Genomic DNA, 17502 nt, shown 5'->3' on the forward strand with positions numbered 1-17502 from the left:
AGTAACCTTTTTATATTTGGCTAGGAGACAAATTTTATGGGTAAGTTAAAAGCGGTCTTGGCTGCTGCAACTCTGGCATTGGGCGCGACTGCAGCACAGGCCGAACAAACGAAAATCGGTTTCGTTTATGTATCACCGATCGGGGACGCCGGTTATACATACCAGCATGATCTGGGCCGCAAAGCCATCGAAGAAGAGTTCGGTGACAAGATCAAGGTCAGCTTTGTTGAATCTGTGGCGGAAGGTCCGGATTCTGAACGTGTGATCATGAACTACGCCAAAAATGGTTATGACATGGTGTTCGCAACCTCTTTCGGTTACATGAACCCGACATTGAAAGTGGCAAAAAAATTCCCGAAAGTCGCTTTTGAACACGCAACAGGGTACAAACGCGCGAAAAACGTCAACACATACGTTGCTCGTTTCTACGAAGGTCGTTACCTCGCGGGCTTGGTTGCGGGTAAAATGACGACATCCAACGTCATCGGTTATGTTGCGGCTTTCCCGATTCCGGAAGTTGTGCGCGGCATCAACGCGTTTACACGCGGTATTCGTGAAGTGAACAAAGACGCACAGGTTCGCGTGATCTGGACAAACTCTTGGTTCGATCCGGGTAAAGAGCGTGAAGCGGCTGACACATTGATCGGTCAAGGCGCAGACGTGCTGAACATGCACGCTGACAGCCCGGCAACCATTCAGGCTGCGGCTGATGCTGGCGTTTATGCGATCGGTTATAACTCTGACCTGTCTAAATTTGGCCCGAAAGCTCAACTGACGTCTACAGTGACAAACTGGGCGCCTTACTACGTGAAGCGCGTTACAGAAGTTCTGGAAGGTAAATGGGAAGGCAACCAAGATACTTGGGACGGCTTGAAAGAAGGTATGGTCGAGATGGCACCGTTTAACGATGCGGTTCCGCAAGACGTCCGTGATCTTGTTGAAAAAGCTAAACAAGACATCATTGCCGGCACGCTGCACCCGTTTGCAGGTCCGATCAATGACAACGAAGGCAAAGAGCGCGTGGCTGCTGGCACAACAATGACAGACGGCGACCTGCTTGGCTTTAACTGGTATGTTGAAGGTGTGGTTGGCAAATTGCCGAACTAATATCTGAACCCGGTTATCGGTTTAAAAGGGCTGTGAGGTTTCTCGCAGCCCTTTTTTTATTGCTTGAGGAACTGCAATAAAGAATTGTTTTCATTTGACGCCTTAAGTACTCTCTTGCCATGAAGAGAGGGACAACAGCAACCGCCTATATTAGGCGCTTTTTGACAGGACTAATGCTCCTGCCCTTTGTGCTGTTTTCCTTTTATGCGGTTGGCACCATGCCGACCTATGGCGAACAGGGGATCAAGACCGTCATCTGTAGCGGCACGTCCATCATCACCGTGTATCTGGATGAAAATGGCGAGCCGGTTGAAGAAACAGTGGTCAAACATTGTGACTGGTCTTCATCGTTTCATCTTTTTGATACAACAGATGTATCGTCCCATCTGATTGGCCTAAATACCGTCTCTCGTCTGGCCTACAATGTTCAGGACAATCTGGTTTCTGACCTGCGTATGGCAGGCTATGTCTTTGCGCGCGCCCCGCCTGCTTCAATTTGATTTCAGACATTCTTTAATATCAAATTGAAAAGGAGAGACTGATGGTCTCCAAGGCTGCAACCGATGTTGCAAAGGACACGCGCGTGTCTGATCGTAAAGATAAATTCTATAAAGCGGCGTGGCGTTGGCTTTTCTACGCCGGTCTCTATGTGATCCCGTTTTTTATTCTGCTGGCCGTGACGGGAATGGGCATGACGTGGATTGCCTATATCGATGGGCGTGATGGCGAAAAGACGCCTGTAATTGTGCAGGATCAAACCTATCCGCTGTCGTTACAGGCAGAAGCGGCGCGTGCGGCTATTCCCGATGGTGTTTTAAAACAATATATCGCGCCGCGGGCGCAAGATCTGGCCGCCATCTTTCGGGTGGATCAAGGCGATGTGGCCTATATGGTCGTTGTTGATCCTTACACTGGGCATGTGCTCAACAGCTTCCCGCGTCGCAGTGGTTGGTATGATTTTTTTGATAGCCTGCATAGCGACCTTAAGCTCGGCGTCTTGGGAGATCGGTTGATTGAGATTTCCGCCTCCCTTGGGATCATTTTGTTGATTACGGGTCTTTATCTATGGTGGCCACGGGGCACGGGGTGGTATCGCGCGTTCGTGCCGACCTTATCCGGTGGCAAACGTGGGGTCTGGAAGGCCCTTCATGGGGCGGTTGGTCTTTGGCTGTCGATCTTTTTGCTGTTTTTCCTCATCTCCGGTCTGTCTTGGGCGGGGATTTGGGGTGAGAAACTGGTGCAGGCTTGGAACAGTTATCCAGCGGAACGTTGGGATAATGTGCCGCTGTCAGATGACATTCACGCCAGCATGAACCACGGGCCGAAAGAAGTGCCATGGAATTTGGAACAAACACCGCTTCCGGCTTCTGGCAGTGAGGCGGGGCACGCGGTCTTGCCTGCGCAGACGGTGATTGATCTGGAGAGTATGGATCAATTGGCACGTCAGTTGGGGTTTTCTGGGCGCTATCAGATGAATATCCCAACGACAAAGACCGGGGTTTATACCATCAGTCGGGACTCTATGAGTACCGATAGTGATGATCCGACCTCTGATCGCACGGTCCATGTGGATCAATATACCGGCAAGATTTTGGCGGATATGAAATATGAAGACTATTCCCTGATGGCGCAGGCGATGGCTGTGGGGATTGCGTTGCATATGGGGACATTGGGGCTGTGGAGTGTCCTTGCCAATAGTCTGGTGTGTCTGTCGACGATCTTTTTGGCGGTGAGTGGCGTGATTATGTGGTGGAAACGCCGACCTGCTGCGGGCTTGAGATTGGTGGCACCACCTTTGCCTAAAGATATGCCGCAGTGGCAATCCGCTGTTTTAATTGCGCTTTTTGTCTCCTTAGCCTTTCCGATGGCAGGCCTTACCTTGATTTGTGTCCTTGCGCTGGACACACTGGTTTTATGCCGTATTCCTTTCTTGAAAAGACTGGCTTCTTAATTTTAAGGTGAGCAAAAAGGCGTTTCTCTATGGGGAGAAGCGCCTTTTTGTTTGTTTGGACGATAAGCCACGGGAAGAATTAAATAAAATTTTATCTAAGTTTCGTTAGCGGTACGTTGTTGTACAGCATGGCGGGCAAGGTTGAGGGTTGGAATTAAGCCCTTGTTTTTCAATAAGTTAATAAAAAGTTAAGAGCCTGAGGCAGGGGTAAGGTCTTGAAAAGTAACTGCAAACGCAGCTTTTTTGGGGTCGGATGGGCGGTTTTTTGATCTGGAAAGAGGAGAGAAACCATTAAAAACTGCAGGTGAATCTAGAGCAAGGAAAGTTAGAAAATCTTTGTCTGCATGTGTAGGTAATACTTTTTTTACGAAAAAACAGTATCTTAGCTAGGTAGTAAAGGGGGTGCCTCGACTTCGCATGCAATTTTATGCGCAAAGGTAGGGTGCTATAACAACATTCGTAGTTGACTGCGGGGCTTCTGGTTTCGCATAATCATGAAATGGGCTGAAAACGTGTTAGAGAATGTGTCGCAATTTGCCTCCAGCAGGCCGGACGAAACCACAACGGCGTCGGTTGAAGCGGAGAACTTGAAAAAAGAACAATCTGGTGATGTAAATATGAAAGAGCAAAAAGAAAAATCATCAAATTTGAAACATTCCTATACCATCCCTTGTACCAGCAAATTCCGGGACGAGGTCTCCAAACTGGCGGATCGCAAAAAAGTCAATGTGGCTGATCTTGCTCGTTCCGTTTTGTTGATGGTCAGTGATGCTGACATATCTGCTTTTGCTGATCCGGGTGATCCAGACCCGCAAGATCGTGAAACCGTCATCCTGAAATCGGGTCCGAGCAAGGGCCGACCCTGGCGCCGCAAGCCCCGCCTGCAAGTGCGTATGGCGCCGGGGTATGATGTCCTTCATATCCGTAAGGCGCTCAACCTTGCCTTGTATATGGAGGCAGGTGACGCACTGGTGAAGGTGCACACTGCTGAAAGCCTGAAGGCGCAGGAGGAAGAGCTTGCCCGGTTGAAAGATTTGGCCCAGCAACAGGTCCAAGAGGTTCCATCAAACCATAACTTACCCGAAACAATTGAAGAATTAGAACGCTTAAGGGCAATTGTGTCGGTGTTGTCCTTTGAGCCTTTAAACAATGGGGTACAGGATCGCAGCGACGCGCTTCATATCCTTGGCTTCCCGCCGAGGACATATCCGGGTAAAAACGAGGTGCGCGCGCGCTTTCGTATGTTGGCGACCATTCACCACCCAGACGGGCAATATGGCAGCCATGAACGTATGAGCCAATTGAACCAGGCGATGGCAATTTTGCGCACATAAGTGCTGTTATCCACAGGGGTATGGATAAAAATAAAACGCCGTTCTGTCTTCGGAACGGCGTTTTTTGTGATAAGCTGTCAGGGTATAGGAAAGGACCGGATGATGCAAAAGCCACGTCTCTTAGTAACCAGAAAATTACCAGACACTGTTGAAAAACGACTGGTAGATACATTTGAAACTATCTTGAATCCTGATGACGTTCCCCTTGATTCAGAAAAGTTAATTCAACAATCAAAAAATGTAGATGGTATTTTATGTACCCCAAATGATCAAATCGACACCGATTTGATTGCGCGTTTACCGGATCGTATTCGCATCATTTCCACCTTCTCGGTGGGCTATGAACATATCGATATTACGGCCTGTCAGCGGCGCGGTATAGTCGTGACCAACACACCCGGTGTTTTGACCGACGCCACGGCGGATATTGCCCTGCTTCTTTTGTTGGGCGCGGCGCGGCGTGCCTATGAAGGCGAACGCCTGATCCGCGAGGATAAATGGACGGGCTGGAACCCGACGCAATTGATAGGTATCGGCCTGCAGGGAAAGCGTCTTGGCATTTTGGGCATGGGACGCATCGGACAGGCGGTGGCCCAACGTGCACAGGCCTTTGGGATGGAGATCCACTACCACAATCGGACTCGTCTGGATCATGGCGCAACCTACCATGACAGTGCGGAAAGTTTGCTGAAAGTCAGTGACTTCCTGTCGCTACATTTCCCGCTAACCCCACAAACCCGTGGCTTTTTGAATGCGGAGCGACTGGCCTTGATGCCAAAAGGCGCTGTGGTCGTGAATACGGCCCGTGGCGGCGTTGTGGAGGATGAAGCCCTGTTAGCAGCCCTTAAAAGCGGTCAGGTCGCTGCTGCGGGCTTAGACGTGTTTGACGGGGAGCCAAATCTGCACCCCGGCTATCGTGAGATGCCTAATACGCTCCTGTTGCCCCATCTGGGCAGTGCTACGCTGGAAACCCGTAATGCCATGGGGTTTTGTGCCATCGATAATCTGGAGGCTTTCTTTAAAGGCCAAACGCCCCCCCATCCGGTCACAGTCTAATATCCTGACGTCAGACAATAAAAAAACCCGACCACCGTATGGAGGTCGGGTTTTTGGTTTTTATCCGTCGGATCGCGATTACTCGCGTTGGCCGAGGAAGCTCAATAGGAACTGGAACATGTTGATGAAATCAAGATAGAGCATCAACGCGCCCATGATGGCTTTTTTGCCTGCGATTTCAGAGCTGTCCATCGCATCATATGTGTCTTTGATCTTTTGCGTATCGTAAGCTGTCAGGCCAGCAAACAGCAACACACCTACCGCAGAGATTACCATTTGCATCATGGTGCTTTGCAGGAACAGGTTGACGATCATCGCCAAGAACAAGCCAACAACACCCATGATCAGGAAGCTGCCCATGGCAGACAGGTCACGTTTTGTGGTGTAGCCGTAAAGGCTCAGCGCGCCGAAAGCAACGGCTGTGACAAAGAATGTGCGGGCAATGCTGGTGCCTGTGAAGACCATAAAGATCGACGCCATGGAAACCCCCATGACAGCGGCAAAGGCCCAGAAAGTCATTTGCGCAGCAGACGCGGACATTTTATGAATTCTGAAGCCCAGGAACATAACAAAGCCCAGCGGTGCCAGCATGAAGACCCACTTTAACGGTGTGCCAAAGATCAGCTGGAGCATAGGTTGGGACTGTGAAACCAACATGGCCACAATACCTGTGAGTGTCAGGGCGGCCGCCATGTAGTTGTAGACGCCCAACATATATTTACGTAGGCCTACGTCATACTGAGCAACGCGTGCATCAGTTTGTGACATAGAGTGACGGTCATTACCGAATTGCATAAGAATCCTCTTGGGAGCTGTTAAAAACTCAATGAAATTAGTTAGTATCTAATATGTCACGAAATTCAGCTAATGCAAGTGAAACCCATTGGTTTTTCAGGTATTTCGATAGAATTTTATACGCATTTTCAATAGTTTTAAACTATGGAAATATCCTTATTCATTTCGAAGATGAGGGGCGGCCTTTTGACCAAGGGCGCGCCATGTCCCTAGAAAACCAGCTGTAATGGTCAAAATTAGGCAGAGAACGAGGGTGGCTACGATGCTAAAGGGATCAAACGACCAGTCCATCTTCATCAAAAAGGTGATGACCCCCCATGACGCGAGTGTCCCGATCACCGCACTGATGGCGGCGGTGACAAGCGCAAGCACGCCATATTCGATCAAATAGGCCTGAACCATACGCGCGCGGGTCGCCCCCAACACCTTAAAGACGATGGCTTCATAGGTGCGCCGTTCCCGACCGGAGGCCATGGCCCCGGCAAGCACAAGGGTGCCTGCAAGCACGGTCAAGCTGGCAGCAACGGCGATGGCTGAGGAGATCCCATCCATCAAAGCCCGGGCCGATTGCAGCGCTTCCTTAACCCGAATGACGGACACATTGGGGAAGTCGCTTGCGACCGTTTTTTCCACGGTTTTTTCCGCGCTATCAGCCACATGCAGGGCGGCAATGTGGGAGTGGGGCGCATATTCCAAGAGGCCGGGGCTCATGATGATGGCGAAGTCAAAACGCATGGATTTCCAGTTAATGTCGCGCAAAGACGTAATGGTGGCAGTGACATCGCGGCCCAAGACATTGACGGTCAGCGTGTCGCCAATATCGATCCCGAATCCGTTAGCAAGGCCTGCATCGAGCGAGATTTGTGGATCACCGCGATAGTCTGCGGCCCACCATTCCCCCTTGATGATCTTGGTGCCTTCCGCCGGTTGGGTGGCATAAGTGAGGGCACGATCACCGCGCACAGCCCACTGGGATTGGGGATCGATGGTCACTTGATCCACAGGTACACCGTCGATTTTGGTAATTCGACCGCGCAAAGACGGCACCCGTTTATAGTTTTCCGTATCTTTCAGGCTTTGTAGGGTCTGGTCAAACTGGTCGGCCTGATCATTTTGAATGTCGATGAAAAAGAAAGACGGCGCTTGCTTTGGCAATTCATCACTAATCTGGTTGCGCAAATTCTGGTCAATCTGGGAGACGGCAACCAACACCGATAAGCCGAGCCCCAACGACAGGATCACAGACGGCGCGGTTGTGCCGGGGCGATGCAAGGCCGCGATGGCGAGGCGAAGGGCAGTGGTTTTGACATGGGGCGTCCGACGCGCCAGACGCATGACAAGCGCACCGGCCCCTTTTAACAACGCAAGGCTAGCTGCGGCCGCGCCAATAAAGACGATGGCAAAGCGGATGTTGTGGGCGGTATAGAGCACCAGGGCGATCAACAGCACAGCCGAAACAACGGCAAAGGCTTGATATTTAAAGGCAGGGCGTGATTGGATCGGGGTGATTTTATCGCGAAACAGCGCACTTGCCGGCACATTCTGCGCGCGACCCAAGGGCCAGAAGGCAAAGGTCAGGGCGGTAAGCAACCCAAAGAAGAAGGCTGCGATCAGGGAATTGGGATAAAAGCCCCCTTCCGGCTGAACGGGGAAAAAGTCTGATCCCACATTAGCCGCAATAAACGGCAGCGCAGCCCCAAGGACAAGGCCAATGAGTGTGCCAATGGCGCTTAAAATCAGGATTTGCAGCAGATAAGTCTTAAAGATCACATCGCCGCTGGCCCCAAGGCATTTAAACGTGGCGATGGTGGCGATTTTACTATCCAGATAATCGCGCACCCCAGAACTCACGCCCACGCCACCGATCAACAAGGTGGTAAAGCCCACAAAACTGAGGAACAGGGCAAGGCGGTCAATAAAGTTTTCCACACCGGGGGCGGCGTTGTCCGGCGTGCGGATGCGCCATCCGGCTTCGGGGAAGCTCTCTTTTAAATCTTCTACAGTTGCAGGGACGGTTAAACCGTCTTTGAGGTCGAGGCGATAATGGTGACGTACCACACTGCCGGGCTGCATGAGTTGTGTGGCCTCCAACGTTGCCATGGAGACCATAAAGCGCGGCCCGAAATTGACAACAGAGGCGATGCGATCCGGTTCCTTCACCATCACGGCGCGGATGACGATATCGGCTTGTCCAACCCGCACGCTGTCACCGATCTTGATGTTCAGGCGGGTGAGCAAGCCTTCATCCACAATCGCGCCTTTGTCGGCAAGGGCTTGATCGATGGGCAGTTGCGGGGCGGTTTTAACGCTGCCGACGAGGGGGTAAAGCGAATCGACGGCTTTCAGTTCGACCAGTTGGCGGGCCTCCCCACTGCTGACCATGGCGCGCAGTTCGCTAATGTGGGAGGTCTGCGCGATTTCGTCAAAATAAGCCTGTTGATCGTCTGTCACCGTGCGGCTGGACAGACGTAAATCAATGTCCCCGCCCAGCAGTGCCTGACCATCACGGGCCAAACCGGCACTGATGGACTGGTTGAGAGAGGACACTGCCGCAATGGTGGTGACGCCCAAGATCAAACAGGCGAGGAAGATGCGAAATCCCTTGGTCCCGCCGCGCAGTTCGCGCAAGGCGAGGCGTTTTGCATGGCTCCAATCACTCATGAGGCCGCGACCTTCAGCTCAGACGATTGGATGAGCCCGTCTTTAACTTCGATGATGCGGTCACATTTTTCAGCCAGTTTGGGGTCGTGGGTGATGAGCAGCAGAGTGTTGTTTTGCGCTTTGTGGCGGCTAAACAAAAGCTCCATGACCTTGCGACCGGTTTCTCCATCCAGATTACCTGTGGGTTCGTCGGCTAACAGCAAGGTCGGGTTGGTGGCAAAGGCACGCGCAAGGGCGACGCGTTGTTGCTCCCCCCCGGAAAGTTGGGAGGGATAATGTTCCAGACGGTGGCCAAGGCCCACGGTTTCCAGTTGTGCACGGGCTTTGTCAAACGGGTTTGCAATGCCGGAAAATTCAAGCGGGACGGCGACATTTTCAAGGGCGCTCATGGTCGGGACAAGGTGGAAGTCCTGAAAAACAATGCCCACATGATCCCGGCGAAACAGTGCCAGTTCGTCTTCGCTGTAGGCGGTGACGTCTTGTCCGGCAATTTCCACACGGCCGGAGGTCGCGCGCTCCAGCCCTGCGATGACCATCATCATGGAGGACTTGCCAGACCCGCTGGGACCGACGATGGCAACGGTCTCGCCGCGCATGATTTCTAAATTAATTCCGCGAAGGATATTGACGTCCCCCCCGTGACTTGCCAGCTTAAGGTGAATGTTTTCAAGTCTTAACGCGGGAGTATCGCTCATGAACCAAGGCCTTCGTTGTAAGTTACAGCTTTTAGGAGGATGTGTTCTTTTTTTACTGGTTGTCAATCTCATCGGATCACAAGCATGGGCTAAAGAGCTGAAAATTCTAGCCTTTGGGGATAGTCTAACAGCGGGATATCGCTTGCCACAGGGGGATGGCTTCCCCGAACAGTTGGAAAGTCGCCTACGGGCAGAAGGCCATGACATCAAGGTGATTAATGCCGGGGTGTCAGGTGATACCACCCAAGGCGGATTGGCGCGCCTGAACTGGGCATTGGCAGATCAGCCCGATGTGGTGATCCTTGAGTTGGGGGCCAATGATGCTTTGCGCGGGATTGATCCGGCAATCACCAAACAGAATCTGGACCAAATGATTACCCTGTTTAAAGAAAAAGGCGTGACGGTCTTACTGGCAGGGATGCTGGCTCCGCCTAATTTGGGCGCCGAATATGGTGAACAGTTTAATTCGATTTATCAGACACTTGCGAAAAAGCATGCCGTCGCCCTATATCCGTTCTTTCTTGATGGCGTCGCGGGGAATCCGGATTTAAATCTGGATGACGGTATTCATCCGACTAAAGAGGGCGTTGCGATCATTGTGGATCGTATTCTGCCGTATGTTTTAAAGGTGATTAATTAATGGAATATAGAAAATTAGGCCGCACGGATATTGATGTGAGTCTCGCCTGTCTGGGCACCATGACATGGGGTGAGCAAAACACCGAAGCCGAAGGTCATGAGCAGATGGATTATGCCGTCGGTGAAGGGATCAACTTTTTTGATGTCGCGGAAATGTATCCGATTTCTCCGCGCAAAGAGACCTATGCCGACACCGAACGCGTGATCGGGAATTGGTTTGAAAAAACCAAAAAGCGCGAAGATATTGTTCTGGCAACAAAAGTTATCGGTCCAGGGGCGCATTTTGATTATGTGCGCGATGGTGCCAAACGCTTGACGGAGAAAGAGGTACTGAGCGCGGTTGAAGGCAGCCTGCAACGTTTGAAAACCGATTATATCGATGTCTATCAAATCCATTGGCCGTCCCGCCCGAGCAACTATTTTGGCAAGCTGGACTACCCCGATGGGGCTGATTTTTCCGATGCAGTGCCGATTGAAGAAACCTTTGGTGCCATGGTTAAATTGATCGAACAAGGCAAAATCCGTCACTTTGGTCTGTCCAACGAAAGTGCGTGGGGCACGATGGAATATGTTCGTCTGGCGGAAAAGAACGGCTGGCCGCGTCCGGTGTCGATCCAAAACCCCTATAACCTGATGTGCCGTCAGTTTGAAGTTGGCCTCTCGGAAGTGGTTGCCCACGAACAAGTCGGTTTGTTGGCCTATTCCCCACTGGGCGGTGGAACCTTGTCCGGTAAGTATCTCAACGGTCAAAAGCCGGAAGGCGCGCGGATTACCATTTGGCCGGAGCGGTATTCTCGTTTCACCAAACCGCGCGGTATTGATGCCACGCAGTCTTATTTTGAAGTGGCGCAAAAGCACGGGTTGGATATGGCGCAGATGGCGCTGGCGTATCTGAAAACGAAAACCTTTATGACCAGTGTGATCATTGGGGCGACCAAGATGGATCAGTTGAAGTCCAACATCGCTGCCTTTGATCTGGACTTGTCAGATGAGGTGCTGGCGGATATCGAGGCTGTCCATCAGTCAAATCCGAATCCGGCTCCGTAAGGTGCCGAGCGGATTTTAAGCATAAAAAAAACGGGGCAGCCGATTAATGCCCCGTTTTTTATTGTGCGTGTCTTTTAAGTCTTAGAGGACAAAAAGCACCGCACCCATCACAGCGATTGCACTGCCGCTTGCGCGCAAGGCGATCGGCGTGATGTCTTTATCTAGTTTGCGTGCCAGCAAGCTTGCCCCGACGCCTGCGCCATGCAGTAAGGCTGTGGCAATAACAAAGCCAAGGCCATATGCCAGACCACTTGCATCCATCGGCATTTCCGTGCCGTGGGCGTGACCGTGGAAAATGGCGAGGAAGCCAACGAGAACCATCGCGGCGGCTGGCGGGAATTGACGACCAAGCGCAATGACAGCCCCCAAAACAATGATAGAGCCGACGATGCCGATCTCAACCATTGGCACAGCAACGCCGTTGAGGCCCAATGCGCCGCCAAAAACCATCATGGCAACGAAAGACGCCGGGATCAGCCACAAGGATTTACCGCCTTGTTGGGCCGCCAAGATACCAACGGCAACCATGGCGAGGATATGATCCAGACCACCGATCGGGTGGGTGAAACCGCTTGCCATGCTGGAGCCTGTGCCAATACCCGTATGGGCCATGGCTGGCATGGCAGCGACGGTCAGCGCCGCTGCCAAAAAGAATGATCGTTTCATGGAGAAATTCCCCTTATACTATAAAGAACGTTTTGTATGATTTTTTTGAAAAATATCATACTTTTTACCTGATGCAACAAAGAAAGTTTTTAAATGGAACGGGTTACAATCACACTTGAAGACGAACTGCTGGAAAAATTCGATAAATTGATCGAAGCAAAGGGGTATAAGAATCGCTCCGAAGGTATCCGTGATGCGTTGCGTTCCCTATTGGCCGAAGAAGAAGTGTCCTCTAATGACGAGGCGAAATGTGTGGGCTGTGTCGTCTATATGTATAATCATAAAGAACGCACGCTGTCTTCGCGTCTGGTTGAAGAACATCATCATCACCATGATATTCCGGCGGCAACGTTGCATTTGCATGTGGATGCGGAAAACTGTCTGGAAACCACAGTCTTAAACGGTACGGTCAAGCAGGTTCGCTCTATGGCGAATCGCATTACGTCCCAAACCGGCGTCAAGCACGGCTGGCTGCATATTGTCCCGTTGGACGACTGAGTTTAACTGTCGTTTTTATCGTCTGGTTGGTCGCGTTGGTCCAGTGATCCGCTATAGCCAAACATATTGCGCGCATCTTTCATCACGTCGTCAAAGAAGTCGGGATCAAGGTCGCGAATATTGGTCATCAGGCGGGCTTCAAAGGACATGGAGACCTTGACCGACACGTTTGTCGTTGTCCCTTCATCGGTTTCGGTTTGTGAAACGATGATTTCCATGACGGTTTTATGGGTGGCTTCAAACAGGATGCCCTGACGTTTGGCATAAAGGTCATCCCCATAGGCGGCCTTGTTTTTGTTCAACAGGCTGTCAAACTTGGCAAGGGCCGTGCGCGCCTCTTCCTGCCCTTTACTGAGCAGTTCAACCAGATCGTCCGTTGATTTGGCGTTACGGATTTTGTCTTTTAGATTTTCGCCTGCATTGAGGTCGATATAATCCTTTGCCTCTGCTTTATCCGTATCGGACTTGGCAGATGAGGAGTCGCCATCTTTGCTGGCTGCGCGGGTATAATAGTTCGCGCCTCCATTCGCATTGATGCCAAGGGCTGATGTAAAGACCATTCTGGTGACCCACTTTTGTTTTTCTAAACAGATAAGCAGCCTAGCATATTCGGGCGGATTTCTCCAGTGTCTGTAAGAGACGCTAGTTTATTTGTTCCGGTGCCGGGGTATCGTCTTCAGCCGGGATACCCAGCGGATCGACTTCCACGCGATCCGCGATCAGTTCGCAGGCGTCGGCATTTGTGGTCATTTGTTCTTTAAGGTCGGGGTTTTGCTCGCCAACGGCGCGGAAAAAATTTGATGCGGCGCGCAGAAGTTTTGCGGCAAGTTCAGCATTGTTAGCCATAGGACCCTCTTTTTTATAAAACTGGGCCTAGACTAACGGGCGAGGGGGTATATTGTAAAGGTCATGAGCCAACTTCTTTTTTCTATTGCTGTTTTTTTGGCAGCCCATGTCGTCCCGTCCTATCAGCCGTTACGTCAGCAACTGGTTGATCGCATGGGGGAACGCTCTTTTATGTCCGCATATGGGGTGGTTTCACTTGCCTTGTTTATTTGGGTGATCGCAAGCTATCTCAACGCGCCCTATGTGGAACTGTGGCTTATGCAGACGTGGATGCGCCATACGGTGCTGTTGGTGATGTTTTTTGTCTGTTTGTTGTGGGTCTGCGCGTTTTCCCAACCTAATCCCTTTTCGTTAGGGAAAGGAGGGAAGGGATATGATCCTGCACGTCCGGGGATTGTTGCGCTCACGCGTCATCCGGCCCTTGTCGGTCTGGCGGGATGGTCATTTATTCACATTTTGCCCAATGGGGATCTGGCGTCCCTGCTGTTTTTCGGGACGATGGGGGCGCTGAGTCTCTATGGTCCGCGATCCATGGTGCAAAAGCGCCAACGGCAATTGGGATATGAGAGATGGCAAAGTCTGATGGATCAGACGAAAAGAGGCTGGCCTCAAATCGGGCTCATGCGCTGGATCGCAACTGTCCTTTTATATATAGGACTGGTGATCGCGCACGAACCCGTTATCGGTGTCGCGCCAATATACTGGCCTTAGCCTTTATTGGTGCCGATCGGCTTGCTGTATTGCAGCTGTGTATCCCATGGGAAGAAGACCCATGTTTCCTGCTCTACTTCTTTTACAAAAGAATCGACCAGCGGTTTGCCTTCCGGTTTGGCATATAATGTCACGAAGTAGGCTTTTGGCAGCATTTCGCGCACGACTTTAGCAGTGGTGCCGGTGTCAACCAGATCGTCAATCAACAGGAAGCCTTCACCGTCTTCGGTTTCTGTGGCTTTTTTCATGACATTTACCGGCGTGCCGTTCAGTTCTGCCGCTTCGTCGCGGTAGGCTTCGCAACAAACTGTATCGATCAGTTTCAAGCCCAGCTCACGCGCCATAATCGCCGCAGGGATCAAGCCGCCACGGGTGATGGCGATAATGCCTTTGAATTTTTCACGTTTGGAGAGTTCACGCGCCAGCTTGCGAGTGTCTTTATGAACCTCTGCCCAAGAAACGATTTCGGAAACAATATCGTCTTCTAAAGATGCCATGTTACTTCGATCCTTATATGTATAGCGATTTTGGCCTTTCTAATAACTTGAACGGCTGGTCAAGTCAAAGGCATAAAAAAACCGGTCCTTAAAAAAAGAACCGGTTTTTTCAATCAGGGGAGACTTAACGAAGATAAAGGTGAACTTCGTTTGTCTGTGCCGATGCACTGGTGCTCGCGCTCAAGGCAACGCGGCTCGGCGGTAAACCCATTTCTGTCAGGCTACGCAGAACCTGTTCCGCCTGACGGCGTGCTTGCGTTGTGCCAATGGCTTGCTGACCCGGTGACAGTTGGGACGGCGTGATGGCAACCAGATCAAATACAGCGTCCGGGCGACGATCCAGAACCTGTTTCACGGTTGTGTAGATCGCTTGTTGATAGTTCACTTTGGAACGATCGAAACGGATCACAACCAATGGACGGCGGTTTGTCGGTTGGGCTGTACGTTGGAAGTTAGGACGGGTCACTGTAGATGTGATGCCTGTGTTTGCCCCGCTCATGCGGTTGGACAGGGACGTGCCGTAAATCTCACCCGCTTTGACGCCTGCGGCCAATGTGTTGAGGTTGGCGCGTTCCGCAGCAACATAGTTTGTCTGACGGCGAACGTCTTCGGCAACTTCGCTCAGCAGGCGCTGGATCAGGATCACAGTCTGGTTGACTTCATCCTGCAAAATCGCCAGTTGGCGGTGATCTTCGTCAACCGCACCGGAAATGCCGAACGTCGCTTGAACGGACTCGAGCATGTAAGAAGACATGCTGGAGTCTTTTTCAACTTTCTGCGCCAGTGAATTCATTTGGGCAATGTCGCTGGACAGACGGTCCAGATCGGACAGGGAGCTGTTGAACTGTTGAACCAGGATCGGGTTACCGGGTGTGGTCCCGACTTGCAGGCGCGCGTTGATCGCGGCAACTGTGCCATGATAACGCTGCGAGTCCTGAATTGTCTGGCCGCGCAGATCCTGAAGTTCATTGTTGTGAATACGGATTTGTTCGATCAGTTGAGCAAGTTCGCCACGCATGGCCTGAACTTTTTTACCAACGAATGTGCCTGTTGCCTCACCGGGGGTGACAGGTGCAGGTTCGAAATTTGTGCTACCCAGTTCAGGTTGCCCCTGTATTTGCGTTGCAGCAACGTTTTGTGCAGCTTCTGCAGATGCAGCAGCGTCCTGCGTTGTTTCCTCACCCGTGAGAGAAGGCCAGAGCGCTTCTTCGGTGAATGAACATGCAGACAACGCGAGTGCTGAAATGACTATCCCTGCCTTTGACCACTTAAGAACCATAGTGTACGGCTACCTTTTTTTAAGTCCAAAACCGACCCAAGATGGATCAGTTTGTAAAAAATGTTAGATTCCCCTGAGGTATGCCTTGGTTCCCCCAGATATTTGCGTCCAAATCTTACCCTAAAGGAAACAACACAGACAAGGGCGTATTTAGGTTTTTTTGCAGTTAACTATTGAGAAAATCGACTTTTTGAATTTTTTTTGAAAAAAGTGAATTTTTCCTCTTGACCAATGGGGGTGATATGGCTACTTTCCGGCCACCCCAAGAGGGCAGGCCACACAGGCCGAAACAAAATAAGCGCCCATAGCTCAACTGGATAGAGTACCTGACTACGAATCAGGCGGTTGGAGGTTCGACTCCTTCTGGGCGCGCCATTTTCAAAACCCCAAGGTTAACGCCTTGGGGTTTTGCTTTATGTCTTTCTTTTTTTCTACAAATGTTCAGGTGCCATCCGGCTGCCTTCGCGGATGGCGATTTTGTATAGCTCGGTTGCGTTTGCTTTTGTTAGGGCAAAAATTTCGGCATCAAGCTGCCCTTTCTCCTGCATACCTTCCATAATATCGATGACTTTTTCTGCTTGCAGACGGGCGCGATAGGGGCGTTTTTGGCAGAGCGCCTGAAAAATATCAGCGATGGTCAGAATACGGGTTGGGATATCGATTTGATCACCTGCCCAACCAAAAGGATAGCCGGACCCGTCCAGTTTTTCGTGATGTTCCGAGGCCCATTTGGCAATGGGGGTATGGGGAAAAATGGCTTTTAAAACGCGTTTGCTGTCCAGCGGGTGGCTGCGCATCTGCGAAACTTCATCGTCGGTCAGGGCATTTGGTTTTTCCAGAATCTCGTCCGGTGTACGCAATTTCCCCACATCATGTAGCAGGCCGGCGATTCGAAGCGTGCGGCGTTCTTTTTCGGTCAACCCCATAAAGCCGGAAATGGTGTAGGCAAGATCGGCAACCCGCAGACTGTGGTAATGCGTAAACGGGCTTTTGGCATCGACGATTAAAGAGATCAATTCACCCAGTGCTTCGACCTGATCAAAGCTGAGGACGACTTTGTGATCGGCAAAATCCAAGGTTTCGAAAATCGCTTCATCCAGATATTCATCGCGCAGTTCCAGCCAGAAGCTATCGCGTTGCACGGCTTCACGGGCGGCTTGAAACAGGGTCGGTGAAAACAGACTGCCGACAAAAGGATCCAATCGTCCCAAAATTTCGGATTTTCTTTGCAGGACTTTATAAGGCGGGTGGGTGAGGCTAAAAACGCAATATTCCACATCCAGACGATCCGCGAGGAAAATCAGGTTTGCCAGTTCCTTGACGTCGTGGGGCATGTCTTCGGGCAGATTTTCCCAGCGTGTGTGATGATAGCGGACAGCTTGGCAGTAGGGTTCGAAGGGTTCAAAACTACTGAGAAAGAACTCACCGCGCACGCAATGTTCGTCAGCGCCCGACCATTCAATTTCATCGAGTAATTTTTGGTGGGTCGCGGTGGAGGAAACGCCGCAATCATGCAGCATCCCAGCCAGTAGGATAAAATGGCGCTTGTCGCGGTCCCAGCCCAAATGGTGGGCAATGCGGTGGCAGATCAGCCCGACACGACGACCATGGCTGCGGTCATCGACGCCCACATAGTCAAGGGCGGTTGTGACTGTGTGGGCAGCGCGCCCGACATCCATTTCGAGCTGCTCAAAATCTTGCGACAGTGTCATGTAAAGTG

Annotated in this window: 18 protein-coding genes and 1 tRNA gene; 10 read left to right on the top strand and 9 right to left on the bottom strand. The window is 51.3% G+C overall.

The window, feature by feature from the left end; genetic code table 11:
- The first annotated feature begins 36 nt into the window (after positions 1-36).
- From Q397_RS0103185 to Q397_RS0103205, 5 genes are all read left to right on the top strand, one after another.
- Positions 37-1107, top strand: coding sequence for a BMP family ABC transporter substrate-binding protein (locus tag Q397_RS0103185; RefSeq protein ID WP_028878175.1), 1071 nt, complete (start codon positions 37-39; stop codon positions 1105-1107).
- A gap of 173 nt (positions 1108-1280) precedes the next feature.
- Positions 1281-1607 (top strand): hypothetical protein, encoded by a 327-nt coding sequence (locus Q397_RS0103190; RefSeq protein WP_028878176.1) that lies wholly within the window; start codon positions 1281-1283, stop codon positions 1605-1607.
- 41 nt (positions 1608-1648) lie between these two features.
- Positions 1649-3058: a PepSY-associated TM helix domain-containing protein gene (locus Q397_RS0103195; protein ID WP_051609659.1), complete on the top strand. Its 1410-nt coding sequence runs from the start codon at positions 1649-1651 to the stop codon at positions 3056-3058.
- Between the two features lie 617 nt (positions 3059-3675).
- A complete protein-coding gene (locus tag Q397_RS0103200; protein WP_028878178.1) occupies positions 3676-4392 on the top strand; it encodes a J domain-containing protein in 717 nt (238 codons plus the stop codon).
- A gap of 99 nt (positions 4393-4491) precedes the next feature.
- Positions 4492-5448, top strand: a complete 957-nt coding sequence (locus Q397_RS0103205) for a 2-hydroxyacid dehydrogenase (protein ID WP_028878179.1) — start codon at positions 4492-4494, stop codon at positions 5446-5448.
- Positions 5449-5526: 78 nt separating this feature from the next.
- Here Q397_RS0103205 and Q397_RS0103210 read toward each other — a convergent pair whose 3' ends face one another.
- The 3 genes from Q397_RS0103210 to Q397_RS0103220 all read right to left on the bottom strand — a co-directional run bounded on the left by Q397_RS0103210 (position 5527) and on the right by Q397_RS0103220 (position 9599).
- Positions 5527-6243 (bottom strand): Bax inhibitor-1/YccA family protein, encoded by a 717-nt coding sequence (locus Q397_RS0103210; protein ID WP_051609660.1) that lies wholly within the window; start codon positions 6241-6243, stop codon positions 5527-5529.
- A 156-nt stretch (positions 6244-6399) separates the two neighbouring features.
- Complete coding sequence (locus Q397_RS0103215) at positions 6400-8904, bottom strand: ABC transporter permease (protein WP_028878181.1); 2505 nt, start codon at positions 8902-8904, stop codon at positions 6400-6402.
- Positions 8901-9599 (bottom strand): ABC transporter ATP-binding protein, encoded by a 699-nt coding sequence (locus tag Q397_RS0103220; protein WP_028878182.1) that lies wholly within the window; start codon positions 9597-9599, stop codon positions 8901-8903. The genes Q397_RS0103215 and Q397_RS0103220 overlap by 4 nt, the downstream gene beginning before the upstream one ends.
- Here Q397_RS0103220 and Q397_RS0103225 point away from each other — a divergent pair.
- Positions 9598-10239, top strand: coding sequence for an arylesterase (locus tag Q397_RS0103225; RefSeq protein WP_028878183.1), 642 nt, complete (start codon positions 9598-9600; stop codon positions 10237-10239). The two genes, Q397_RS0103220 and Q397_RS0103225, sit on opposite strands and share 2 nt — an antisense overlap.
- A complete protein-coding gene (locus Q397_RS0103230) occupies positions 10239-11285 on the top strand; it encodes an aldo/keto reductase (protein WP_028878184.1) in 1047 nt (348 codons plus the stop codon). Before Q397_RS0103225 ends, Q397_RS0103230 begins: the two co-directional genes overlap by 1 nt.
- Before the next feature lie 81 nt (positions 11286-11366).
- On the opposite strand, the gene Q397_RS0103235 is transcribed toward Q397_RS0103230, so the two are convergent.
- On the bottom strand, positions 11367-11951 hold the full coding sequence (locus Q397_RS0103235; RefSeq protein WP_028878185.1) for a HupE/UreJ family protein: 585 nt from the start codon (positions 11949-11951) through the stop codon (positions 11367-11369).
- Between the two features lie 93 nt (positions 11952-12044).
- On the opposite strand from Q397_RS0103235, the gene nikR reads away from it, so the two are divergent.
- Positions 12045-12449: a nickel-responsive transcriptional regulator NikR gene (gene nikR, locus Q397_RS0103240; RefSeq protein ID WP_028878186.1), complete on the top strand. Its 405-nt coding sequence runs from the start codon at positions 12045-12047 to the stop codon at positions 12447-12449.
- Between the two features lie 2 nt (positions 12450-12451).
- Here the strand turns inward: nikR and Q397_RS0103245 are convergent, their stop codons facing one another.
- Both Q397_RS0103245 and Q397_RS0103250 read right to left on the bottom strand, forming a co-directional pair.
- Positions 12452-13009, bottom strand: coding sequence for a hypothetical protein (locus Q397_RS0103245; protein ID WP_028878187.1), 558 nt, complete (start codon positions 13007-13009; stop codon positions 12452-12454).
- Positions 13010-13091: 82 nt separating this feature from the next.
- On the bottom strand, positions 13092-13295 hold the full coding sequence (locus Q397_RS0103250) for a hypothetical protein (protein WP_028878188.1): 204 nt from the start codon (positions 13293-13295) through the stop codon (positions 13092-13094).
- A 63-nt stretch (positions 13296-13358) separates the two neighbouring features.
- Here Q397_RS0103250 and Q397_RS0103255 point away from each other — a divergent pair, with 63 nt between their 5' ends.
- On the top strand, positions 13359-14006 hold the full coding sequence (locus tag Q397_RS0103255; protein WP_051609661.1) for an NnrU family protein: 648 nt from the start codon (positions 13359-13361) through the stop codon (positions 14004-14006).
- On the opposite strand, the gene gpt is transcribed toward Q397_RS0103255, so the two are convergent.
- Together gpt and Q397_RS0103265 are read right to left on the bottom strand one after the other, a co-directional pair.
- A complete protein-coding gene (gpt, locus tag Q397_RS0103260; RefSeq protein WP_051609662.1) occupies positions 14003-14503 on the bottom strand; it encodes a xanthine phosphoribosyltransferase in 501 nt (166 codons plus the stop codon). The genes Q397_RS0103255 and gpt overlap by 4 nt on opposite strands.
- A 124-nt stretch (positions 14504-14627) precedes the next feature.
- Positions 14628-15734, bottom strand: a complete 1107-nt coding sequence (locus Q397_RS0103265) for a hypothetical protein (RefSeq protein WP_240475013.1) — start codon at positions 15732-15734, stop codon at positions 14628-14630.
- Positions 15735-16080: 346 nt separating this feature from the next.
- On the opposite strand from Q397_RS0103265, the gene Q397_RS0103270 reads away from it, so the two are divergent.
- Positions 16081-16157: transfer RNA gene (locus tag Q397_RS0103270), tRNA-Arg, on the top strand.
- 56 nt (positions 16158-16213) lie between these two features.
- Here the strand turns inward: Q397_RS0103270 and Q397_RS20870 are convergent.
- Complete coding sequence (locus Q397_RS20870) at positions 16214-17494, bottom strand: HD-GYP domain-containing protein (RefSeq protein ID WP_169737962.1); 1281 nt, start codon at positions 17492-17494, stop codon at positions 16214-16216.
- Between the last annotated feature and the right edge of the window lie 8 nt (positions 17495-17502).

The sequence above is a fragment of the Terasakiella pusilla DSM 6293 genome, assembly GCF_000688235.1.
Taxonomy (GTDB): domain Bacteria; phylum Pseudomonadota; class Alphaproteobacteria; order Rhodospirillales; family Terasakiellaceae; genus Terasakiella; species Terasakiella pusilla.